16 protein-coding genes are annotated in these 24,258 nt (G+C 58.2%); 4 read left to right on the forward strand and 12 right to left on the reverse strand.

The window, feature by feature from the left end:
- Window positions 1–13 precede the first annotated feature (13 nt).
- From Poly24_RS03325 to Poly24_RS03340, 4 genes are all read right to left on the reverse strand, one after another.
- Window positions 14–469 (reverse strand): DUF420 domain-containing protein, encoded by a 456-nt coding sequence (locus Poly24_RS03325; protein ID WP_145090416.1) that lies wholly within the window; start codon window positions 467–469, stop codon window positions 14–16.
- Window positions 469–1,161 carry an SCO family protein gene (locus tag Poly24_RS03330; protein WP_145090419.1) on the reverse strand — a complete coding sequence of 231 codons (693 nt, stop codon included), beginning with the start codon at window positions 1,159–1,161 and terminating at the stop codon, window positions 469–471. Before Poly24_RS03330 ends, Poly24_RS03325 begins: the two co-directional genes overlap by 1 nt.
- A gap of 298 nt (window positions 1,162–1,459) precedes the next feature.
- On the reverse strand, window positions 1,460–2,248 hold the full coding sequence (locus tag Poly24_RS03335) for a cupredoxin domain-containing protein (RefSeq protein ID WP_145090422.1): 789 nt from the start codon (window positions 2,246–2,248) through the stop codon (window positions 1,460–1,462).
- A 107-nt stretch (window positions 2,249–2,355) separates the two neighbouring features.
- Window positions 2,356–3,126: a cupredoxin domain-containing protein gene (locus tag Poly24_RS03340; protein ID WP_145090425.1), complete on the reverse strand. Its 771-nt coding sequence runs from the start codon at window positions 3,124–3,126 to the stop codon at window positions 2,356–2,358.
- Between the two features lie 500 nt (window positions 3,127–3,626).
- Here Poly24_RS03340 and purD point away from each other — a divergent pair, with 500 nt between their 5' ends.
- Window positions 3,627–4,913 (forward strand): phosphoribosylamine--glycine ligase, encoded by a 1,287-nt coding sequence (gene purD / locus Poly24_RS03345; RefSeq protein WP_145090428.1) that lies wholly within the window; start codon window positions 3,627–3,629, stop codon window positions 4,911–4,913.
- A gap of 1,181 nt (window positions 4,914–6,094) precedes the next feature.
- On the opposite strand, the gene Poly24_RS03350 is transcribed toward purD, so the two are convergent.
- Both Poly24_RS03350 and Poly24_RS03355 read right to left on the reverse strand, forming a co-directional pair.
- Entirely contained in the window at window positions 6,095–7,582 is a 1,488-nt protein-coding gene (locus Poly24_RS03350) for a sulfatase (RefSeq protein WP_145090431.1), read from the reverse strand.
- A 77-nt stretch (window positions 7,583–7,659) separates the two neighbouring features.
- On the reverse strand, window positions 7,660–9,207 hold the full coding sequence (locus Poly24_RS03355; protein ID WP_145090434.1) for a sulfatase family protein: 1,548 nt from the start codon (window positions 9,205–9,207) through the stop codon (window positions 7,660–7,662).
- A 186-nt stretch (window positions 9,208–9,393) separates the two neighbouring features.
- On the opposite strand from Poly24_RS03355, the gene Poly24_RS03360 reads away from it, so the two are divergent.
- Together Poly24_RS03360 and Poly24_RS03365 are read left to right on the forward strand one after the other, a co-directional pair.
- A complete protein-coding gene (locus Poly24_RS03360) occupies window positions 9,394–11,052 on the forward strand; it encodes a CTP synthase (protein WP_145090437.1) in 1,659 nt (552 codons plus the stop codon).
- 30 nt (window positions 11,053–11,082) lie between these two features.
- Complete coding sequence (locus Poly24_RS03365) at window positions 11,083–11,514, forward strand: DUF1844 domain-containing protein (protein WP_145090439.1); 432 nt, start codon at window positions 11,083–11,085, stop codon at window positions 11,512–11,514.
- A 49-nt stretch (window positions 11,515–11,563) separates the two neighbouring features.
- Here Poly24_RS03365 and Poly24_RS03370 read toward each other — a convergent pair whose 3' ends face one another.
- The 6 genes from Poly24_RS03370 to Poly24_RS03395 all read right to left on the reverse strand — a co-directional run bounded on the left by Poly24_RS03370 (window position 11,564) and on the right by Poly24_RS03395 (window position 21,972).
- Complete coding sequence (locus Poly24_RS03370; protein ID WP_231753447.1) at window positions 11,564–12,823, reverse strand: TCR/Tet family MFS transporter; 1,260 nt, start codon at window positions 12,821–12,823, stop codon at window positions 11,564–11,566.
- A gap of 96 nt (window positions 12,824–12,919) precedes the next feature.
- Window positions 12,920–15,412, reverse strand: coding sequence for a PAS domain S-box protein (locus Poly24_RS03375; RefSeq protein WP_145090442.1), 2,493 nt, complete (start codon window positions 15,410–15,412; stop codon window positions 12,920–12,922).
- Between the two features lie 45 nt (window positions 15,413–15,457).
- Window positions 15,458–16,138, reverse strand: coding sequence for a hypothetical protein (locus Poly24_RS03380; protein ID WP_145090445.1), 681 nt, complete (start codon window positions 16,136–16,138; stop codon window positions 15,458–15,460).
- A gap of 212 nt (window positions 16,139–16,350) precedes the next feature.
- Entirely contained in the window at window positions 16,351–17,466 is a 1,116-nt protein-coding gene (locus tag Poly24_RS03385) for an alkaline phosphatase family protein (protein ID WP_197452295.1), read from the reverse strand.
- A 55-nt stretch (window positions 17,467–17,521) separates the two neighbouring features.
- Window positions 17,522–18,979 carry a DUF1501 domain-containing protein gene (locus Poly24_RS03390; protein ID WP_231753448.1) on the reverse strand — a complete coding sequence of 486 codons (1,458 nt, stop codon included), beginning with the start codon at window positions 18,977–18,979 and terminating at the stop codon, window positions 17,522–17,524.
- A 92-nt stretch (window positions 18,980–19,071) separates the two neighbouring features.
- Window positions 19,072–21,972 (reverse strand): DUF1553 domain-containing protein, encoded by a 2,901-nt coding sequence (locus Poly24_RS03395; protein ID WP_231753449.1) that lies wholly within the window; start codon window positions 21,970–21,972, stop codon window positions 19,072–19,074.
- Window positions 21,973–22,614: 642 nt separating this feature from the next.
- On the opposite strand from Poly24_RS03395, the gene Poly24_RS03400 reads away from it, so the two are divergent.
- Complete coding sequence (locus tag Poly24_RS03400) at window positions 22,615–24,216, forward strand: transposase (RefSeq protein WP_145090452.1); 1,602 nt, start codon at window positions 22,615–22,617, stop codon at window positions 24,214–24,216.
- Window positions 24,217–24,258: the final 42 nt, after the last annotated feature.

The raw sequence follows: 24,258 nt of genomic DNA on the forward strand, positions 1-24,258 counted from the left end.
GCAGCCTTTTCAGCTAAGCGACAGGGTAGGCCCAGTACAACATGTAGTAGACGACCACGCCGGTGATCGAAACGTACAGCCAGATCGGAAAGGCGAATCGGACGATCTTGCGATGCTTCTCCCGATTGTCTTTCAGCCCCTGCACGATCGCAGCAATCGCCAACGGAGGCACCGTGAGCGCAAGCAACAGGTGCGTTCCGAGGATCGTAAAATAGACGGTTCTCGCGGCGCTGGAGACATCGGTCGGGAACCGCCGATTGGGCGAACCGGTTGTCTGGAACAACGCGACCTTGTGCAACAGATACAACGCCAGGAACAGGCCGCTGACGGCAAAACATGTGATCATCACATTGCGATGGGCCTTCAAGTTCCCTCGCTTGACCATCACCAACCCGATCACCAACAGCACCGTCGCCAGGCTGTTCAGCGACGCGGTCGCGTGTGGCAGATTACTCGCTAACCATTCCATTAGCTGTCATTTCCTTCGTCCTTCGAGTCATCGATCTTCTCGCCGGCAAGCAGTTTGCCGATGTCCTTCTTCAGCCGATCGAACTGTTCCGGTTCGGGCCATTCATACAACGCGACGATCTCGCCATCGGCACCGACCAAAACAAAACGGTCGGTGTGGAAGCGTCGGTTGACCGGCAACCGGAACACCTCCGCCCCCACGCGTCGAATGTAATTCAGTTCGCCGGTCAGAAATAACCATTGATCCTTGTCCGCCTCAAATCGCTTGGCGTATTCCGACAACACCTCGGGCGTATCGATCTCCGGATCGCAACTGATGCTCAAGAAGCGAACTCCCTTGCCATAAAACTCCTCCTGCAAAATCTTTAGCTTCTCATTTTGCATCGGGCAGGTGCTGGGACAGGTCGTGAAGAAGAAGCTGACGACATAAGGCTGTCCCAACAGCTCCTTGCTGGACACCGTCTCGCCGTTGCGTTCGGTCAGTTCAAACTCGCTCAACCAACCGTCCCCTTCGACAACCACCGGTTCCTTGGCAGCGGTCTGCGCCGCGACAGCGGCTTCGGCAACCTCGGCCTCCATCTGGACCTGAGCCGCTTCCGCCTGCTCGCGTTCGATCCGCCGCGAACGGGCGATCAATCCAATCACCATGCCGGTGATCAAGATCACCATCACATGCATTGCCGTGCGATTCATTGTTTCTCTCTTGTGTCTCTATCTTCATCCGATCGTGCGATCGGCATCGAATTCGGTAAGTTTTGCGATTCGCGCTACTTCGTTTAACCGCGTGCCCATCGGGCCGCGCTTGACGGACAGGTCGCTATTAACGCGCGGGGCGTTGCCCACGCGGTTAAACAACCGTCGCCCTAAATACGTCTGTAAAGGCGACAATTTATTGTAACCGCTCGCCTGAAAAAACGCAGGCTGCACCGTCGCCGAATCCCGCCAATCCGAAGCGTATTGGCGTGGCAGCGGCAGTCGTCCGGCAGCGTCATCAAAGCCCAAACCGCTGAGCGGAAATGAGCACCGTTCCCAGATCATTCTCTCCCGGCAGGATCTCCAGCTCAAAGATGCCGCGACGATTCACCTCGCTCTCCCCGATCTTCAACCCACGCAAACCGGCTCTTTCGTGGTAGAGCCGAAACGCCAGTTTGACGCCTGCGGGCAGATTCTCGATTTTCAATCGTCCATGCGCGTCGGAGATCCCCGCATAGCGATGGTCCAACACCAACAACCGCGCTTTCATCCACGGATACAGCAGGCTGCCGACGGGGATCGGCGCCGGTTCGGCTCGCTGGGGATTGAGCTCCGCCCGAGCGTTGGGAGGCAACGACAGACTCTCCGCCCGATTTGCCATAAAGCCCAGCATCGTGCTGTATCCGACCACGTCGGTGTTGACGACCGAAAGGGCATCGCCGGAGGTGATCGCCAAGACGCGAGGGACATAGTTGCAGTTGACGTTAGCCAATTCAAAGGCTTTGCCGCCGGCGACCGCATCGGGATGGACCGCTGGCAACGCCCGGCCGCCAGGCCCTTCATACGCATAGACGACCAGATCGCGAATCCCTTTATCGATCGTGTTGACGACCAAGCTTTCGTCGATCATTGTCGGATCGCCACAAAACCCTTCGCCCACGCGATCGGCAATCCGTTGGGGCTGAGGCGGGACGCCGTCGTAGACAAACCGAATCGTCAGGTCGCCCCAGCGATCGGCGTCATCGGAGAGCGCCGGGCCAGCAAAGCCGACCAAGAGCGTGAGCCAGGCGAGTCCCAGAGAGCGCAACGGCAGAATGCGACCGCATAGGCGGGCGCAAGAAAAAACCGGCAGCCGCCGCGATCGCGGTGACTGCCGGTTGCTAATTCGCAGAATGCGGAGATTCACGATCGGTCTTAGAACAGCTTGGCGTCGAGTTCGACGGTGCCCAGATCGTTTTCGCCTGGCTTGATTTCGACTTCAAAGACGTTGCGGCGGTTAACTTCGCTGCCGGCAACTTCCAAGCCGCTCAAGCGTCCCGCAGCTTCGTGGTACAGACGGAAAGCAAGCTTGCCAGTTGGCAGGTTCTTGATAACCAAGGTGCCGCTCTCATCCGACTTGGCAGCGTAGGGGTGTTCCAAAACGACAACCTTCGCTTGCATCCATGGGTGGATGTTGCAGGCGACAGGAATCGGAGCAGGTTCAGCGCTGTCCAACTTCACTTCCTTCGACTTCAGCGGTGGAATGGTGAAGTTCTGAGCAGCGTTGACCAAGAAGGCCAAGTTGCAGTTGTGACCGACGGGATCGGGATTCGTGACATTCAACGTGTCGCCCGCTTTGCAGATCACGATGTGTGGCTCGAAGCGGCAATTTTTGTTGGCCAGTTCGTAAGTGTTCGGATTGCCTTCCAGGTCGGGATGGATCGCAGGCAATTTAACGCCACCGCGTCCGTCGTATGCGTAGACAACAACGTTTTGAATGCCGCCATCTTTGCCAACAACCAGCGACTCATCGACCAAGTCGTGCTTGCCGCAGAACTCTTTGTCGACAGTGACGGCGATCTTGTCGGCGTCGGGGGCGGATCCTTTAAAGACGAACTTAACCTTCAGATCGCCCCATTGCTGGGCGTAAGCCGTAGTCGAAAGGAACGTGGTGGCGACAAAGGCCGAGATTATCAAAAATCGCATGTTTCTCAGTTGCTCCGTAGATCGTGTTGCGGATTTTTTGGGGGCCGACGCACAAGCGTCTGGCTTGAGGGTCAATTCTTCTCCGTCCGAACAGCAGCGCCAAGGGCAAGTAAAAAGGCGCCGCCGCAGGTGTGGATTATAACTGCGACGGCGCCCGATTAGAACGAGCAAATTCGAACTGCGGTTCCATCCAGGCGGGTGGGTTGTGGGGACGGAAGATCCTAGCAGTTGGCGGGCTACACCTGCATTGTACACCTTTAACGTGAAATGGAAAGACCTTACCTTCGCTGCTTCGGCGGAATGGCGACAATTCGCTGCGTGTCGCCGCTGGCGATCGCATCCTGCTGGTCAGCGGTGCCTCGACAGCTGGTGCTATCACAGAATCGCTGCGGAACGTAGGATGATCGCAATAAAAGTGCGAATCCATCGGGAAATCGAGACGCGGATCCGCTGTGTTGGCTGAATAATTTAGAATCCCGGATGGGAGCGGAGCGAAACTGATGAAAGTGTTGGTGGTTGGCAACGGCGGACGCGAACATGCGCTTGCCTGGAAGATTGGCATGAGCCCGCGTGTTTCACAGGTTTTTGTAGCCCCTGGAAACGCGGGAACCGGTGTCGACGCGACCAATGTGCCAATCGCCGCCGACGATATCCCCGGGCTTGTCAACTTTGCCCGCCAGGAATCGATCGACCTGACGGTGATCGGCCCCGAGGTTTCGTTGGTCGCCGGACTTGTCGACGCGCTGGAAGCCGCAGGGCTTCGCGCGTTTGGCCCCTCCGCCGCCGCGGCGGAACTGGAAGGGAGCAAGGTCTTCTGCAAGAACCTGCTGAAAGCGGCCGACATCCCGACCGCCGACTACCAAACCTTCCGCACCGGCGACGACGCGGCGCGGTTCATTAAAGACCGCTATCCCGAAGAGAACTGCGAAGTTCCCGTGGTCGTGAAAGCCGACGGCCTTGCGGCGGGCAAAGGGGTGATCGTCTGTTCGACTCGCGAGGAAGCATTGGACGCGATCGACCGGATCACACGGCAGCGCGAATTTGGCGAAGCGGGCAACGAACTGATCATCGAAGACCGTTTGATCGGTCAAGAAGCGAGCATCTTGGCGATCACCGACGGCAATGCGATCGTGATGCTCCCCGCCGCTCAAGATCACAAGCCAGCTTACGACGGCGACAAAGGTCCCAACACCGGCGGCATGGGAGCTTATTGCCCGACGCCGATCGTCGATGAGAAGATGATCGAGATGATCCAAGAGAACATCATCGTCCCGACCGTTCACGCGATGAAACGCAATCGCCGTCCCTTCAAAGGCGTTCTTTACGCGGGTCTGATGATCACATCGACCGGCCCCAAGGTACTCGAATACAACGTCCGATTCGGCGATCCCGAGTGCCAGCCGCTGTTGATGCGTCTGAAGAGCGACATCATGGACATCCTGGAAGCTGTCGCCGACGGTCGCCTGATCGATATCGATCCGCCAGAGTGGGACGAACGTCCAAGCATCTGCGTGGTGATGGCCAGCGAAGGCTATCCCGGCGACTACGTCAAAGGCCGCGAGATCTCCGGCCTGAACGACGCTGCCAAACTGAAAGATGTCAAAGTCTTCCACGCCGGCACGAAGCTGACCCAAGGATCGGTGCAAACCAACGGCGGACGCGTGTTAGGCGTGACGGCGCTTGGCAACAGCATCAGCAACGCCAAACTGCAAGCCTATACCGCGGTCAAGCAGATCCGCTGGCCCGGCGCCTGGTGCCGCAAGGACATCAGCGACAAAGCCCTTTAATTTGCATCGCCCCTTTCAGCAAAGGCTTCCAACGAGACACGGCATCCGCCGGCGTCGGTGTTCCCCTTCCAAACTGCGTTTGGGGGAGGGGTGAATCGCTACGACTTCACTCGCCCAGCGAAGCTGGGAGGGTCGGAAAGCGAGCGTTTAGCGACGTTTTCCGGGGAGGGCCTAAGAACATATCGGACAGGATCGACCGCCGCGCGACGCCCCTCCCCGAACTTCGCTTCGCTGGTTCGACCCTCCCCTTCCAAACTGCGTTTGGGGGAGGGTGAAGCGTTACAACTTCGCTCGCCCAGCGAAGCTGGGAGGGTCGGAAAACGAGCGTTTAGCGACGTTTTCCGGGGAGGGCCTAAGAACACATCGGACAGGATCGACCGTCGCGCGACGCCCCTCCCCGAACTTCGCTTCGCTGGTTCGACCCTCCCCTTCCAAACTGCGTTTGGGGGAGAGGGTGAAACGCCACAGCTTCACTCGCCCAGCGAAGCAGGGAGGGTCGGATAGCGAGCGTTTAGCGACGTTTTCCGGGGAGGTCCTAAGAACACATCGGACAGGAGCGACCTCCGCGCGACGCCCCTCCCCGAACTTCGCTTCGCTGGTTCGACCCTCCCCTTCCAAACTGCGTTTGGGGGAGGGTGAAACGCTACAACTTCACTCGCCCAGCGAAGCTGGGAGGGTCGGATAACGAGCGTTTAGCGACGTTTTCCGGGGAGGGCCTAAGAACATATCGGACAGGATCGACAGCCGCGCTTCGCCCCTCCCCGAACTTCGCTTCGCTGGTTCGACCCTCCCCTTCCAAACTGCGTTTGGGGGAGGGTGAAACGCCACAGCTTCACTCGCCCAGCGAAGCTGGGACTGTCGGATAACGAGCGTTTAGCGACGTTTTCCGGGGAGGTCCTAAGAACACATCGGACAGGATCGACCGCCGCGCGACGCCCCTCCCCGAACTTCGCTTCGCTGGTTCGACCCTCCCCTTCCAAACTGCGTTTGGGGGAGGGTGAAGCGTTACAACTTCACTCGCCCAGCGAAGCTGGGAGGGTCGGAAAACGAGCGTTTAGCGACGTTTTCCGGGGAGGGCCTACCCGTCGGATCGATAGGCCCAGACGTGCTCCCCGCATGACCACGGGACGCGCCAGAGCACGATCCCCTCACTCGATTGATCGCGTCCCAATCCGCTCACCCTACAGATCTTTTTCGGTCGGTGGAAAGCGTTTTCGGCTGTCGCTGTCGACAGGTTTTCCCGATCGCATGTTCCACCACTGATCGGCGCGGGCGGGATCGTAGTTGGGGTTCGGAATCGGCATCCGCGCCGAGACTTCATGTCGCCAGGTCGCCAGCTTGCGACGCAGATCGGCCGCGCGGCCGGCCTTCTCTTCGACAAGGTTCTTGCTTTCGCCGATGTCCGACGCGATGTGATACAGTTCGACATCGCCGGTTCCATCGAGATACTCGATCAGTTTCCAATCACGCTCGCGGATGCTACTGGCAGGTCGATCGTGGTGGTAGTGCGGATAGTGCCAATGCAGCGCGGTGCGCGGCAGCGTCGCATCGGGCTTCTCCAACAATGGAAGCAACGAAACGCCATCGATCGTCTGATTGGCAGGCAAGCTGCCGCCGGCCAGTTCGACAAAGGTCGGGTAGAAATCGTAGCTGATCGTCGGTTCGGCACAGACGCCACCGGCGGCAACTCCGGCGGGATATTTGACGATCAACGGCACGCGGACACCTCCCTCGTGCAACGATCCCTTTTCGCCTTTCAGCGGTGCCAGCGAACTGACGTTGTCGTCGGCGGCGGGGCGGTAATCGTAGCGTCGATACAACCCGCCGTTATCGGAGGTGAAGACGATCATCGTCTTTTCGGTCAGCCCTTGGGCTTCGACCGCGTCGACGATCCGGCCGACCATGTCGTCGCAGTGTTCGATCATCGCGGCGTAGATCGGATTGGGCAGCTCGCGCCCCGTCGCCTTGGCTTTGTCTTGATACTTCTGCACCTTTTCGGACATCGCTCCCAGCGGGATGTGCACCGCAAAGGGAGAGAGCATCAAAAAGAAGGGCTTCGATTTGTTTTGATCGATGAAGTCGATACACAGATCGGCTTCGAAGTCGGTTCGATATTGCCCCGGCTTGGGCTTGATATCCTTGCGTCCGGCGACGCGGTATTTGCCCGGCAGGTGCGGACCGTTGATGACCGCCGAAAAGTCGTAGCCTTGGCGATCGGGGAGGAAACCGGGCGAATCCCCCAGGTGCCACTTACCGACATATCCGGTCTGATATCCCGCCTGTTTCATCGATTCGGCAACCGTGACGGTATCCAACGGCAAGGCCATCGTCGTCTGCGGCGTGATCACCCGTTCAAACGGACGCCAGTGGCCGGGGATGTGCGCGGTGATTCCAATCCGAGCTTGGTTCTGCCCCGATTGGAGCGCACATCGCGTCGGCGAACAGACCGCTCCCGCAGCATAGAAATCGGTGAATCGCATCCCTTCGGCGGCCAGTCGATCGATCCGCGGCGTGTCGACGAAATCGTTGCCGTAACAACCGATATCGCCCCAGCCCAGATCATCGATGAAGATCAGGATCACGTTGGGCTTATCCGCGGCAAAGGCAGCCGGTGTGAAACAGACAGCTATCGCAAACATCAGGCAACGAAGCGCATGAGCAATGGTCATCGAGAGTCTATGGGGTTCGGTGTTGTGGAAGGAAAGGGGGAGGGCGCTGACGGGTTTTCAGCAGGCAGTCGTGACGTCTATTTCATCAACTGGATCTCGACTTCGTTCTCTTGCGGAGCACCCGGCGTGCTACGTCCCCGTTCGATATATTGCGCCATCAACTGACTCAATTGTTGAACGACTTCGGGATGGCTTTCGGCAACGTTTTTGGTTTCACCGATGTCGGTCGCCAGATCGAACAACTGCAGCGGTGGCAGCTTCTGCTTTCTTGCCGCCGGTGGACGCGGGGCGCTCCATCCGCCCGAACCGGGGCAGAACATCAGCTTCCACTTCCCTTTGCGGATCGCAAACGAACCGTTCACCGAATGGTGGACCGTCGCTTCGCGAACCGTCGGCGTGTCGGCGTCTTTCATCAACGGCAGCATGCTAACCGAATCGACGGCCGCCTCGGCGGGCAGCTTCACGCCGGTCGCCTCTGCCGCAGTCGCCAGCAGATCGGTATGGCAGATCGTTGCGTCCGAAGCGGTTCCCGCGGCGATCACGGCGGGCCAGCGCGCGATGAACGCAACCCGATGTCCTCCTTCAAACGCGTCGGCTTTGTTGCCGCGGTAGACCGAACTCGGATTGTGTCCCTTGGCCTTCAGTTCCGCAAAATCGGCTTTTGGCGTCACACCGTTGTCGCTGGTGACGATGATCAACGTGTTTTCGGTGAGCCCCTGTTTTTCGATCGCCTGCATCACCGAACCGACGACCGAATCGACTTGCATGACAAAATCGCCCCACTCGTTGAGACCACTCTTGTTCTGGAACGCCTCGGTCGGAATGATCGGCGTGTGGGGCGCAGGCAATGGGAAATAGAGGAAGAACGGTTTGTCGGCGGATTGTGTTTCGATGTAGTCGACGGCTCGGTCGGTCAAGCGATCCAAGACGCCGATGTGCTGGAAGTCGTCGCCGACGGGCCCTTTGCGCCAAAACTTCTTCCCGCCCGACGCAGCCACTTCTTTGGTTGGGATGTCGGTTAGGTGATCGTCTTCGATGTAGACATAAGGATGCATGTCCAGCGATGCCGAAATGCCGAAGAAGGTATCGAACCCAACCTGCAGTGGGCCGGAGGTGATCGGTTTGGCAAAGTCGATGTTGTCCCAAGGTTCCTTGGGATCATCGCTCGGTTTCTTCGCAGGATCTTTCAGCCCCCACTCTAAACCGAGGTGCCACTTGCCAACGCAGGCGGTGTTATAGCCCTGCGACTTCAGCATCGACGCGACGGTCATCCGCCCCGAATCGATCAACGGCAGCGAGTAGCCCCAGGTGACTCCCGATTGCAACCGCGTCCGCCAACTGTAGCGGCCGGTTAGGATTCCGTAACGCGTCGGCGAACAGACGGCCGAACCGGAATGGGCGTCGTTGAAACGCATTCCCTCGGCAGCCAACCTGTTCATCGCGGGCGTGGCGATCTTGCCGTCGGGGTTAAACGCCCCCACGTCTCCGATCCCCATATCGTCGGCCAAGATGTAAACGATGTTGGGCCGCGCCGGCTCCGCCGCGTGCGCCTTGCCCGCCGTCGCGTGGCCGCCGGCATCGAGGCAACTTATCAACAGTACGACCGAAACTACGGGACATCGCATGAACGGGTTCTCAAGACGCGGATTGGATGGAGACTTAAAATCAAGCACAGCCCCCCAAGGCACGCTTCACTGGCACATGATCGCGCATCGGGGCTCTAGGGACTTTAACCGGCTCGCCCGCCAAACTCAAGACTTTGACTTCGGTCCCTTCACGCGACCGGGGGCAACAGGCTAAGATATTTTCCCATGACAAAGCACATTTTCGTAACCGGCGGCGTGGTAAGTTCCCTTGGCAAAGGCTTGACCAGCGCATCGATTGGCATGCTGTTGGAACAACGTGGACTGCGCGTCCGCATGCAGAAGCTGGACCCGTACATCAACGTCGATCCGGGGACGATGAGCCCCTATCAACATGGCGAGGTCTACGTCCTGGACGACGGCAGCGAGACCGACCTCGATCTGGGGCACTACGAACGCTTCACCAACGGCCCCCTTTCCCGCGATTCGAATTACACCACCGGTCAGATCTATCTGTCGGTGATCGAAAAGGAGCGTCAAGGGCGATTCCTCGGCAAAACGGTCCAAGTGATCCCGCACATCACCGACGAGATCAAATCGGTCGTGCAAAAGCTGGGTGACGAAAACGTCGACGTCGTGATCACCGAGATCGGCGGCACGGTCGGCGACATCGAAGGCCTACCCTTCCTGGAAGCGATCCGCCAGTTTTCGCTGGATGTCGGCAAGGAAAACTGCCTGTACATTCATCTGACGTTGATCCCCTATCTGAAGGCTGCCGGGGAACTGAAGACAAAGCCGACGCAGCACAGTGTTGGCCAATTGCGAGAGATCGGTATCCAACCGGACATCCTGATCTGCCGCACCGAGCACAGCGTGTCGCGCGAAGACCGCGAAAAGATCGCCCTGTTCTGCAACGTCCCCTTGGAAGCGGTGATCGAAGAGAAGGACAAGGACTTCTCGATCTATGAGGTTCCATTGAGCCTGGTCGAGAACAAGCTGGACAGCTTGATCATCAAGCGACTGGGGCTGAGCGCCAAATCGCTGGACATCACCGGTTGGTCGGAGATGCTGCATTCGATGCGGAATCCGCAGCACGAGATCAGCATCGCCGTCGTCGGTAAATACGCCGAGCACAAAGACGCCTACAAATCGATCTACGAATCGTTGGATCATGCGGGCATCGCCAACAAGGCTCAGCTGCGAATCGGCCGCGTGCAAAGCGCCGAGATCGAACGCGAAGGGGTCGAACGGATGCTGTCGGGATACCACGGCATCTTGGTCCCGGGCGGTTTTGGCGAGCGGGGGATCGAAGGCAAGGTGCAAGCGATTCAGTTCGCTCGCGAGCGGAACATTCCGTTTTTCGGAATCTGTCTGGGCATGCAATGTGCCGCGATCGAATTTGGTCGCAACGTGATTGGATTGTCCGACGCCCATTCGACGGAGTTCGATCGCGACACGCAGAACCCCGTGATCTGCTTGCTGGACGAACAACGCAACATCACGCAAATGGGCGGCACGATGCGGTTGGGCGCTCAGCTTGCGAAGCTCGACCGTCACAGCAAATCGGCGGCGTGCTACGGCACCGACGAAATCGTCGAACGCCACCGCCACCGGTACGAGTTCAACAACAGCTATCGCAGCCAATTCGAAGCCAACGGGATGCGGATCGCCGGGACCAGCCCCGACCACGAACTGGTCGAGATCATCGAGATCGCCGAGCATCCTTGGTTCGTCGCGGTTCAGTTCCATCCAGAATTCAAGAGCAAGCCGCTGTCGGCTCATCCGCTGTTCTCGGGCTTCATCGAAGCGGCGATCCAACGCCGGATTCGCAAGACCGAACACGATCGGGCCGCTGCACAGCCGGCTCCCGATTCGGCCTCCAGCTAGTTTTTTATCCCTTACAACTTTGCAAAAATCATGAGCGAAGAAAACGAAGAAAAAGAACCTAAGCTGATCATCGACGACGATTGGAAAACGCAGGTTCAAAAGGAAAAGGAAGCCCTGGCGGAGAAGCAGGCAGCTGCCGAAAGCACTGCAGACGACGCCACGCCTGCGGCGAGCGAAGAGGCTTCGTCAGCGGACGACTCGCAACCCTCCGACGATATCGAACCACCTCCCGCATCGTTTGAGATGCTCGTGGCGATGCTCGGCTCCCAAGCGTTGATCTCGCTGGGCAAGGTTCCCAACCCGATGACGGGGAAAAACGAACCGAACAAAGCGATCGCCAAGCACTACATCGACACGCTGGCGATGTTGCAAGAAAAGACCAAGCGAAATCTGACCGGCCAGGAACACGACAACCTGACGCAGACGCTGCATCAATTGCGGATGCTGTTCGTATCGATGTGATCGCATCGGGCAGCGATTGCCCGATGCGAACCGGCGGGCAATGCGACGATCAAGTCGCCAAGCTGCCCGATTCGACTTGTTCTGTCTCTGGAATCCGGCGAAAGACTCGCCGGATGATTAATAGCGCGGTAAAGATCAGCCCGGCACCGACGTAAAACGGAATCCCCGGCAAGTGGACCGGGGCGGCGTCGGAGATAAAGTAGCTGAACAAACCGGCGGTGAAAAACGTCGGGGCGATCACATTGGTCAGACTGATCAACGACGTCAGCGCTCCCTGCACCTTCCCTTGCTCCGACGGATCGATCGCCCCGGCGATAAGACTCTGCATCGCCGGCCCGCTGACTCCTCCAAAGCCGCCAAAGATGATGATGCAGGGAATCATCCAGCCCTGCGTCGCCGAGCCGTAGCCGAGGAAGGCGATGAAAGAGATCGTCACGCCGATCAGAACCGTGCGGCGTTCACCAAACCGCTTGATCGTCGGCCGCACCAGCCCGCCTTGCACCAACATCGCCATCAATCCGACCAGCCCCAGGGCGAGTCCATTGGTCTGTTGATTCCAATCGAATCGGTATCCGGTGTACAGAACCCAGACGTTTTCCAAGCCGCGTTGGGCCAGCGAGGTGCAGACGATCGCAACGGCCAACCCGGCGACGATCGGATACTGACGCAGGCGTTGCAGCGATCCCAACGGGTTGGCTTTGGCGAGCGTGAAACTGCTGCGACGCTCCGGCGGCAGCGATTCGGGCAAAATGAAGTATCCGTACAACCAGTTCACTAGCGCCAGCCCTGCGGCGACAAAAAAGGGCAACCGCAAATCGAAAGCTCCCAGCAAACCGCCAAGGGCTGGGCCGATGATGAAGCCCATCCCAAAGGCGACGCCAACCAAACCAAAGTTGCGGGCCCGCGTGTCGGCTGTCGAAACATCGGCGATGTAGGCGTTGGCCGTCGAGATGCTGGCCCCCATCACGCCGGCAAAGATCCGCCCGGCGAACAACCAGCCGATATTGGTCGCCAAGCCCTGGACGATGAAGTCGACGCCGAGGCCAAACAGCGAACAAAGGATCACCGGTCGACGACCGAACCGATCCGACAACGCACCGACGACCGGGGCGAAGATGAACTGCATCAACGCGTAGACCGAACCGATCACACCGACGTACCAGCTGGCGTCGGCGGTGCTCCCCTGAACAAAGCTTTTCACCAATTCGGGCAGGACGGGAATGATGATCCCGATCCCCAAGATATCGATGAATAGGGTGATCAGGATGAAAGAGATGGCGGCTTGTCGCCGTTGCCCGGGCTTGTTCACTGTCGCTCCGCTGTGTTGAACAACGCGATCGACGCGTGATCCTTGATACCGTTAAGTCGCCATTTTGTACGACGGCTGGCAAAAGGTAAAGCAGGATCAAGGATTCGCTTTGGCAATCGCGGCAATCAACGTTTCGCGACGGACCGGTTTGGAGACGTAGTCGTCCATCCCCGCCGCCAGACACAGCTCGCGATCCCCTTGGATCGCATGGGCCGTCATGGCGATGATGTATTGATGACGATCGGTTCCCTGTTCGCGTCGGCGGATCTCGGCGGTCGCTTCGTAACCATCCATCTCGGGCATCTGCACGTCCATCAAGACGACATCAAACGATTGCCGTTCCAATTGCTCCAAGGCCTGCCGACCGTTTTCAGCGATCTCGACCCGATGCCCTTTTAAGATCGCGATCGCAACGGTTCGGTTCACGACGCTGTCCTCGACCAGCAGGATATCCAGCGGCGGCAGCACGATCGCTGGGCTGTCGGCGACGGGAACCGCCGCCACTCTTGGAGCACCATGCAAGACTTTGCACAGCACTTGAAACAGCTCCGATTGCTTCACCGGTTTGGTCAGCCACCCCGTAGCCCCCGGAACCGCATCGCGCGGCCCATCGACAGCTCCCATTACGATCACCTGCATCGGCAACCGGGGCTTTCCATCGCCAACGGCTTGCAGCAACGGAAGTGGATCGCCGACGTGGTCGTCCAGCAAGGCAACTCGAATCGGATGGAGCGTCGCTGCCGCGCGGTCAATCGCCTCCAACGCCTCCGGAATCGTAGCGACCGCAATCGGCGACATCTGTTTGGCAACCAGCATCTGTTCCAAGATCGCGCGATTGGTGGGGTTGGGTTCGACGACCAAAACGCCCACGCCAACCAACAGGTCGCCATCGGGCAGCCCTTGCGGTGTGCCGGTGGCGACGCCAAACTCGGCTTCGAAATGGAACTCGCTGCCGTGCTGCAAATCGCTTTCCGCCCAGATCTTTCCATCCATCAATTTGACCAACTGGGCACAGATGCTGAGCCCTAAACCGGTGCCGCCGTATTGCCGCGTTGTCGATGAATCAGCTTGTTCAAAGGCTTCGAACAGTCGATCCATCTGGTTCGGCTGGATCCCGATTCCGCTGTCCTTGACGACGACATGCAGTCGCACGCGATCCTCGCTGATTCTTTGGGCCACGCCAACGCGAACCAAGATCTCCCCCTGCTCAGTAAATTTGATCGCATTGTTCAACAGGTTTGTCATCACCTGTCGCAACCGCAACGGATCGCCGACCAGGACCGCCGGAACGTCGGCATCACAATCGCACAACATCACGTTGCCACGGTTCTCCGCGCGGAGGGCAAGCGATTTGAGCGTATCGTCCAACAGATCGCGGAATTTAAAATCGGTATGCTCCATCTGCAAATGCCCCGCTTCGATCTTGGAGAAGTCCAAGATGTCATTGATCACCGACAGCAGCGATTCCGCCGAATCGACGACCGTGCTTAAATGATCGCGTTGGGGTTCGGACAGCTCCGTCCTCAAAACCGCTTCGGTCAATCCGATCACGGCGTTCAGCGGCGTGCGAATCTCGTGACTCATGTTGGCCAGGAATTCGCTTTTCGCACGACTCGATCGTTCCGCCTGATCGCGGGCGCTGCGGAGTTCGCGTTCGAGCGATTTCCGCCACGAGTTGTCGATCACGCTGGCTCGGATCAATCGCCGATTGCGGTCGGGATGGCTGACCAACCGGACCTCGCATTCGACCAGTCCGCCGTCGACGCGTTGGTGAACCCAATCGAAGACGGCGACCCCTTCTGCGAAGGCTTGGCGGATAAATTCGTGAGCCTTCTCGTCGGACGTTTTCCCATCGGGTTGCAGCGGCGGGCTGAGATCGTTGGGGCGCGAACGCAGCAGTTGTTCTCGCGAGATCCCAAAGATTTTGAGCGCGCTGTCGTTACCATCGACGAACAATTGCGAATCGAGATCGAGCATTAAGATCGCTTCGGGAGAATGATCGACCAGCCCGCGATACCGTTTCTCGCTGGTCAGCAGTTCTTCGTTGAGGTGTTCCAGTTGATGATTGATCCTCGAGATGCGTTCTTCCTGATGCTTGCGGTCGGTGATGTCGCGCGCGATCCCGCAGGTTCCGACCACATTCCCCGCCTCGTCTTTTAATGGCATCTTGGTCACCAACACCCACCGCTGACGACCATCGGGGCGGATCAACAGCTCCTCTTTGTTGATCAACGGCTTGCCGCTGCGGATGATTACTTGTTCGTCGACGTCGGTCTGCCGAGCGAATTCCGTTGTCCAGATATCGGCATCGGTCTTGCCCAACATCGCTTCAGGACTATCGAGCCCGCAACTGGAAGCCATCGCCTGGTTGGCTCGAAAAAAACGTCCTTCGAGATCCTTGAAGAAGACCGGGTCGGGAATGTTTTCGACCAACGTGCTCAACAAATGCTGGTGCTTGGCCAATTCGCGATGCGCCATGTGCAAATCGGCCGTCGTCGATCGGACGCTTTCGTCGAGCGTCTTGTTGGAAACAACCAACTGACGGTTCAACTGGATCAATTCGGTTTCAGTCCGAAAGAAGACCTGCATCGCATAGGCCAGGGCGGCGGCATAAGCGAAGATCCGCAGCAGATGCTACCACCACCACGTGGCGTCCCAAAGCGTCGAGAGCCCAAACAAAATCGCCGCGGTTCCCAGCATCAGCGTGCAGGAGAGGAACAGCCAGTCTTCGTAGCGTCCGGCCAGATAAAACCGACGGGTAAAGAAGCCGCAGGCGATCAGGAAGCCAAGCCCGCCGATGCCGTTCAACAATCGTGACGCCAACGTAAACTGATCGTCCCAGATCATTGTCGGCACCGACGGCGCAAAAAGACAACTCAGTGTCCCCAGGCTCACGCTGGCCGCCAGTGCGATGCTGGGCATCCACCGCGCACCATGCTTTTGCAACCAGGTGCGGTACCAAACCAGAGCGAAGACGACGCCCCCCAGACACGTTCCGACGCTGTGCAGCCAAATAAAGTTGTCGCCAACCTCAACGCCCGCTTGGAAGAGATCCAGCACGCCCATCGGAATCAGCGCGGCGGCCATCACGGGGTAGTGCCGGTTGTTCTCGCGTCGGGCCCGTTCGACGATCAAGATGTTGGCGATTGCGATCGCGATCAAACCGCCCATCGATTCCAAAAGGGAATGGAGCGGCAGATGTTGGCACCGCGCTTCGGGAAACATGCGTTGCGCAAGCATCGCTCCGCACAACGGCACCGCCAACGCGAGAGTGCCCCCTGCGACGAGCGACATAAACCGTTTTCGGCTGCGCATCAATCGTCCCCTTTTCCAACACGATGGTCCCCCCTCCCATCGTAACCCAATTCAGCGGGGCCGTTCTAAATTTCGCCACCGTCGCGCCGGGCGAACCGGCGCCAATGTGAAATATCAGCCGCCACGCGTTAGCGTCCGGTTGTCCAAGGGAACCGGACGCTAACGCGTGGCGGCTGATTTGGGCTCGCACCGTCGCAACGCATGTTTCTCAGCTACGGAGAGACGCCGATCGCCTTGCTCAACGGTTTTGCGATCCGGTTGTCGCTGGCGGTAAAGTCTTCGCCTAATACCGCGGCAACCGTCGCGGCAACCTGCGACTGCGTCAACTCTGCAGTCGATGGTTTTGACAACGGCCGCGTATCGGGGCCCAGCACGGCAATCCAGACGAACTCCGATCCGGGGATCGAGTCTCCGTGACTCTTCCAACCAACCCGATCGTCGCCGCGACCATGATCGGTGGTGATGATGAAGGTCGTCTTGTCGCGGTATTGGTCGATCTTCTGGCACGTGTTCCACAGTTGTTCGATCGCCCGATCCGATCGCAACGCGGCGTCGAGATATTGATCGTACCGACCGTCGTGAGCCCAGTCGTCGGTTTCGCCCAAGGCGACGTAGAGCACTCGCGGTTGCTTAACCTTCAAGTATTCCAACGCACCCCGCGTGGTGAAGGCATCGTAACGCACGCTGCTCCAATAGCGCGGCAGACTGTTCGACAACAGGTTCCACTGCGTCAGTTCCCTTTCGTTGCAAAAGACATCCAAATCCTGCCAGCCCGCGTTGACGTAGATCCCGCTGCGTTGCTGGTTCAAGATGAAAGGAAACACATCCCAGGAACCAAACGCGGCGACGCGGTCGCGATACGCCGGCTTGCTGTTGAGCCATTCGAGAACGCTCACGTTTTTGTTCGGCTGTTTGGCATTCGAATCGATTTCGTTGTCGCCGAAACCGCACAACAGTTCGTTGTAGCCGGGATACGAAAAGTAGCGACCGTTGGTGACGCGGACGACGCTTCCCGCGTTGACGTCGCCGTAGACCTGTCCCTGCTTGGCGATCACGCTCCAGAAAAAGGGCATCAAGCGGGCGCGACGCGCTTCGGGCGTGCTGGCACCAAACCGCTGGCGAAGCGGATCGAGTTCGCGGACGCCGCCGTCGTCGCGGTTCATCAATCGCCCGTCGGCTCCGGAAAAGAGATCCTGCCAACGCAGCCCATCGATCGAGATCAGGACCACGTTTTCGGTATGCCGATCGGCCGCGTCGACCGCACGCGGGGAACCGGTGATGAAGAGGCTGGCGATCAGCAACAGCGCAAACGTTTTCGTTTTGGTCATCTCAGTTCGAACACCGCGTTGTGGAAGGGAATACAGACGCGGCGATCGAGCTGGCTCAGGAGAGCACTTCCTTGATGACGTGTCCGTGAACATCGGTCAAACGGCGTTCGATCCCATTGTGATAGAAGGTCAGCCGCTCGTGATCGAGCCCCAGTATATGCAGGATCGTGGCGTGAAAGTCGTAGACGGTGGCAACTTTTTCGACCGCCTTGTGCCCAAACTCATCGGTCGCTCCGTAAGTGTACGGCGCCTTCACGCCCGCACCGGCCATCCACGCGGTGAAGCCATCGGGATTGTGATCGCGGCCGCTGGCACCCGCTTGAAACGTCGGCATCCGACCGAATTCGGTACACCACACGATCAGCGTATCCTTCAACAGACCTCGTTGTTTCATATCGCGGACCAGCGCCGCGGTCGGCTGATCCAACACCGGACCATGTTTGCTGTACTGCTGCTCCAGGGCCTTGTGTCCGTCCCAGTTGCTAACCCCTTCGCCGCCGGTTTGATAAGCCCCGTTGAAGACCTGCACAAACCGCACGCCCTGTTCGACCAATCGTCGCGCCAAGATGCAGTTGCGAGCGTAGGCCGCCTTCAACGAATTCTGTGTATCGTCGGCGCCGTACATTTTCAGCGTCGCCGCCGATTCGGTCGACAGATCGCTCACCTCGGGCACACTCAACTGCATCCGCGCCGCCAGTTCATAGCTGGCGATCCGCGCGGCCAGTTCCGAATCGCCGGGATAATCTTCCAAGTGGCGACGATTCATCGACTGCAAAAACTCCCGCGTCCGCCGATCGGTCTCGGAATCGATACCTACCGGACGCTGTAGATTCCGCAGCGGCTTGGCCGCGTTGAAGTCGGTCCCTTGAAACGCAGCGGGCAGGAAACCGGGGCCCCAATTGTTGACGCTCGACTGCGGCGTGCCACGCGGATCGGGAATCGCAACGTAGGCTGGCAGGTCGGTGTTTTCGGTTCCCAACGCCCACGTCAGCCACGCTCCCATGCTGGGAAAACCGTCGAGCGTAAATCCTGTCGACATGAAGTTTTCGCCCGGACCGTGCGTGTTCGTCTTGCCGGTCAGCGAATGGAAGAAACACATCTCATCGGCAAGCTCTCCCAACATCGGAACCAGATCCGAGACCATCTTGCCCGATTCGCCTCGCGGCCGGAACTTCCAAGGGCTCTTGGTGAGGTTGCCCTGGGCGCCTTGAAAGGTCAGCAGATTCTCAGCTCCCGGCAACGGCTGGCCATGCCGTTTGATCAATTCCGGCTTGTAGTCGAACGTATCGATCTGGCTGCACGCGCCGCTGCAGAAGATCATCAACACGTTTTTCGCTCGCGGCGCAAAGTGACTGTCGCGACTGGCAAACGGTTGCGATGGATCGATCTGCGGTCGCAGGGGTGCATTGTTCGCAGCAAGCAAACCTTGCTGATGCAACATGCTGGCCACGGCGATCCCGCCGAGCCCTCCGGCGGCATTCAACAACAACTGTCGACGTGATGAAGTTTGCATGACAAATCAATCTCAGAGGGGAGCATTTTTTGGGGGATGGCTGCGGTCGGTCCAGCCGAACCGACGCGGGAGCTCTTGCGAGCGGTTCCGATCTAGGGGACGAAGACAAATTCGTTGGCGTTCAAGATCGCTCGAGCGAACTGTTGCCAGTCGTTTTGCTGGACAAAGGCGAGCGCCGCAGCCGACTCTTCCGCATCGGGGAGCCGCGAGAAACAGAGCTGATAGGCCAGGGCGACTTTCGCCGCCGGATCGCTCACCTCGTTCTCGAGTCGCTGGGCCAGGAAGTCGGCCTGCTGCAAAACGAACCGGCTGTTCAAAAGATTCAATGCCTGCAGCGGTGTCGTCGATCGATTGCGTTGTGGCACGACTTGATTGAAGTCGGGGCAATCGAAGACGCCAAAGACGGCATCGCGTTCTTGACGAACACGCGTCATATAAACCATCCGCCGCCAATCGGCTGGACCAAAGTCCTTTTTGGGGAAGTAGTGCCGCACGTTTTCGGGTTCGACTTCGAACGCGCTGAATCCGGGGCCCCCTTGCTTCAGATCCAACTTGCCGGTGACCGACAGGATGCTGTCGCGGATCGCTTCGGCCGACAGGCGTCGCGGCGGGAATCGCCACAGCAATCGGCTGCTCGCATCGATCGCCAGGCCTTGGTCGCGAGGAAGGCTATCCTGTTGCCAAGCCTTGGAGGTCAGGATCAGGCGGTGGATGTGTTTGGTCGACCAACCGCTGTCGAGCAATTCGGCGGCGAGCCAATCGAGCAGTTCGGGATGGGTCGGCGGAGTGCCGTTGCCGCCGAAGTCGCTGGGCGTGTCGACGATCCCGGTGCCGAAGAGGAACTGCCAAATCCGATTCACAAAGACGCGGGCGGTCAACGGATTGTCGGCCGATGCGATCCAGTTTGCGATCGCCACACGTCGCTGTTGTTCGGGCGTGTCGTTGGCGAGCGATAAATCGGTCAGCGAGCGGATCGCCGCGGGAGCGACCTGTTCGCGAGGCGATCCGATTTCGCCGCGGTTGAGCCGGTGTGTCGGTGCGGGCTGGCTGAACGTTCCGGCGTAAACCGTCGGCGTCTTTAAGAGCGATTCACGCAGCGAATTGAGTTCTTCCAACCGCTGCAATTGCTGGCGGCCCATCTCGGCTTCGGCCTCGGTTGCGTGGGCGAAGTCGTAGCGGTACGGAGTCTCGCTGGAATCGCCATGCGGCAACCGATCTGCGCCGTTGGCAACTTCTGTCCACGCATCGCCATCGGTCGAAATCTCGATTCGATATTCGGTCGCCAAGCGGTCGCGATACCTTCCGTCCGAATCGCGAGCCCATTGGATCCGGTCGATTGCGTGGGTTTTGGGAAGTTCGATCTGCACCCAACCTCCGGCCGCTTTGGCGGCGATCCAGCTGCGGGCGTTGCCAAACCGTCCGTCGTTGATGTGTTCCAACTTATGAAGCGGATGGACAAAGTCACCATTGGACGTCGCGATCGCGCCGCCGCTGGCAAGGGCTACGTTTTGATCGCCGCTAAAGATTTCCAATTCATCAATGCAGGGCTGCGACTGGTTCGTTGCCTGGATCGTAAAGCGAACGAACCGCGCGTCGATCGGCTCCCAATTCTCCACGTTCCCTTTGGCGTCAACCGCTGGCCGCGATACATCCTTGGCGACGAATGGAGACAAATGCTGGCGAGCGTCGGCGATCTGGCGATCGATTTCTTCCAGTTGCTTCTGCGCGTCGTCACGTAAAGGCAATGCCCGTTCGGCGTGGTTGACTCCCGAAAAGACCGCCTGCATCGCGTAATAATCGGTCTGAGAAACCGGATCGAACTTGTGGTTGTGGCATCGCGCACAACCTAGCGACAGCCCCAGGAAAGCGGTTCCCGTCGTGTTGACGATGTCAGCCAGTTCGTCCTGCCGCTGCGTCAGCCGCAACAACGGGTCGGCTCCTTTGACCAGATCGTACGGACCGCCGACCAAAAAAACCGTCGCCACATCGGCGCCGAGGGCGTCGCCCGCGATCTGCTGGCGAATGAAATCGTCGTAGGGCTGGTCAGCGTTAAACGCGTCGATCACCCAGTCGCGGTAATACCAAGCGTTCGGGCGTTCGCGATTGGTTTCAAAGCCATGCGTTTCGCCAAACCGGACCAGGTCCAGCCACTGCGTCGCCATCGCCTCACCATATCGCGGACTGGCCAGTAGCTCTTCCACCAGCAATTCCCAGGCGTTGTCGCGAGTATCGCCGACAAACGCGTCGACCTGCTGTGGCGTTGGAGGCAGCCCGTGCAGCACTTGATAAGCGCGGCGAACCAGTCGTCGACGGGGCGCGGTGGGAGACTGCGACAGCCCCGCTGCCGAGAGCTTCACATCGAGAAACGCATCGATCGCATGAGCTTGCGAATCGGAGCCGCTGGGAACCGTGGGCCGTTGCAACGGCTGAAACGACCAGTGATCGATCGTCTCCTTAGCCAGTTCCGCCTGCGCTGATTGCCATAACTCGGCATCATCGATCCAAGCCTTGAACAGCTCAATTTGTGCAGGCGGCAAGCGGTCGCCGTCGGGAGGCATTTGGTGGGCCGCGTCGTCGCTGGTCAGACGGTGGATCAGATCGCTACCTTTGCTGTCGCCTGGCACGATCGCGGCTTCGCCCGAATCACCACCTCGCAGTGCGGTGAGCAAACTATCGAGCCGGAGATCCGATTCGGCAGCATCGGGACCGTGGCAATCGATGCAGTGTTCTTGCAGGATCGGCAGGATGTCATTCTGGAAGTCAATCGTTTGACCAGACGCCGCAACAGGACACAACAGCCCGCAAATAACCACCGCCGTCTTAAGCGTTCTGAGCGCTAAATCTCGAAAGAGGTCGTGGGGAATCAATTCACTCTCCGGCATGGTTGCTCGACCTTTCATCGTCATCGATGGGCTGCTAAATGTCCGACGGGAGATCTCGTCATCGATGGGCTCTTCGCCCAATGGCGGTACTCTCAGCAAACTAACTTTCATTAGGAAATCCCGGGCTTTCATCGAACATCGCGGTCAAACGTTGCAAGACACTTTGTTCCAGTCCACCGCGTCACTTCCGGTGGATCCTCTATACTTGTCCGAAAATAAACGTGTCTCGCAAATGTGGATAATGAATCCATCTCCACACCGTCGTGGACCGATCGTTGGAAACGAAACCTGGGGATACTTTGAAGTGTGGCGGAATGCTTAAGCCTAATTTATGTCACCTAACCACGCTTGGAATCTTCCCTCTCCCAGCTCAAAATGAAATCGTTTGGGAACGCCAGCAACTGGTGGTTCCTGCTGCTCAATTAAAGTAGTCGCATATCGCGTCGGTACTTAAAGGAGCTGGCGAATTGCAGTCCCGCAACAAAATCAATCGGCTAGTTCAAGGGCAACCTCGGCGTTTTCACCCGCCTGAACTGTTTGCTTCAAAGGAGTGCTTTTCAAGTCAGCATATTTTCCTGGAATTAGCGATTTGCGTTCCGCATATGGATCATTGATGTCCGCGGCTTCAATCTTCTGAACCAGAACTTGGTGCTCCCCCGCGAGTGCTCCATCGCCTGACACAAAAGTTGACGGGGCGGCAAAAAGTCTCGCGTTTGGAGTTGCGTAAACCTGGGTTTGCGCTAAGTTTGCTTCATGCTAACTCTACGCGACCATCATACCGGTGACCTGTTCGATCCATGGGAATATCTGGGGCCCAAGCGAAGACGTTTGCTTGATCGGAGTTGGGCCGGAGTTTTTCGGGACTATTTGTTGGAGCAGCTTCCTGTCCGCGATCTTGCGACCGGGTTTCGCGATGATTTTGGGCGTCCGACGAAGGATATCTATGTCGCGATCGGTGCGTTGATTCTTCAGCAACTCCATGATTTCACCGACCAGCAAACCACTGAAGCAATCGCGTTGAATATCGCTTGGCATTACGCGTTGGATATCAGGCACAATTCCGATGCATACATCTGCGAGCGAACGCTCCGCAACTATCGCAAGAAGGTGCTCGACGCTGGCCTTGATCAAGTTCTTTTCCGCACGCTGACAGACAAACTCATCAAGGAGATCGGTGTCGACACAAGCAAGCAACGCCTTGACTCGACCGCAGTACGATCAGCCATCCGTGGATTGACTAGGCTGGGAATATTAGTCGAGGCAACGTGCAAGTTTCTGCGGGAGCTCAAACGAAAGCATCCGGAACAATATTCGTTGGTCGATCCAGAAATCATTCGCAAATATGTAACGCGAACAGGCGACGGTTGCTTTGGCGACACACGGCCCAGTGAGTCAAGAAAGCGGATATCGGAAGCCGCCGGAAATGTCTTTAAACTCGTTGAGTTCTTTCAAGAAACGGAATGCTCGACTTTAGAGAGCTACCAGTTGCTACGGAAAATTTTTCACGAGCAGTGTGAGGTCTCTAGCACAGGTGAAGCACCCGTCACTGTGCGGCCACCGAGTAAAACGGGATGTGATGGCGTGATCAATCCGGCTGATCCCGATGCTCGCTACAACAAACATCGCGGCACGGGCTATCTCGTACAGATCATGGAAACGTATGACGAGGAAGATTCCGAGGAGCCAGATACTTCAATCACTCCAAAACCTGATCTGATCACCCATGTGGCTGTGGACCCGTTAACAATGCACGACAAAGACGCACTGACTCCTGCATTCGATGACACTGAGCAGCGTGGCATCAAGCCGCAGGAACTTCTTGCCGACTCGCACTATGGATCGACTGAGTGCATCGAAAACGGAAATGGTCGCGATGTTGAAATCGTTGCTCCGGCGCAAACGCCTAAAGGAAAGTTGCAAGGCAAGTTCACGCTTGAAGACTTTGACGTCGATGACGAAGGACGCATTACACGGTGTCCTGCCGGACAGCGGCCTGCAGAGACGAGCGTCGCTGGCATTCGTCTTCAAGTCATTTTCATGACGGAAACATGTGAAAGTTGTCCTCACAAGGATCGGTGTCCAGCATCATCGGTAGGACGTAGTTCAGTTCGCTACCAATACACACACGATCGCGTGCGCCTTCGACTACGCAGATTGAAGGAAAGAGGCGACGAGTTCCGTGACCGTTATCGATGGCGTGCCGGAGTTGAGGCAACCATGTCAAGGCTCAAGTACCAGATGGGAATGATTCGATTGCGAGTCCGAAAGATGCTCAACATCACCTATGTGGCAACCCTGCGCGCGCTCGGGCTGAACATCCGTCGCGTTGCCGCCTACCGCTCGGCAGTTGGGTAAAGCAGGTGGTCTGCGCGGGCATCTGCCAGCAATGCATCGGCG

Source organism: Rosistilla carotiformis, from assembly GCF_007753095.1.
GTDB lineage: Bacteria > Planctomycetota > Planctomycetia > Pirellulales > Pirellulaceae > Rosistilla > Rosistilla carotiformis.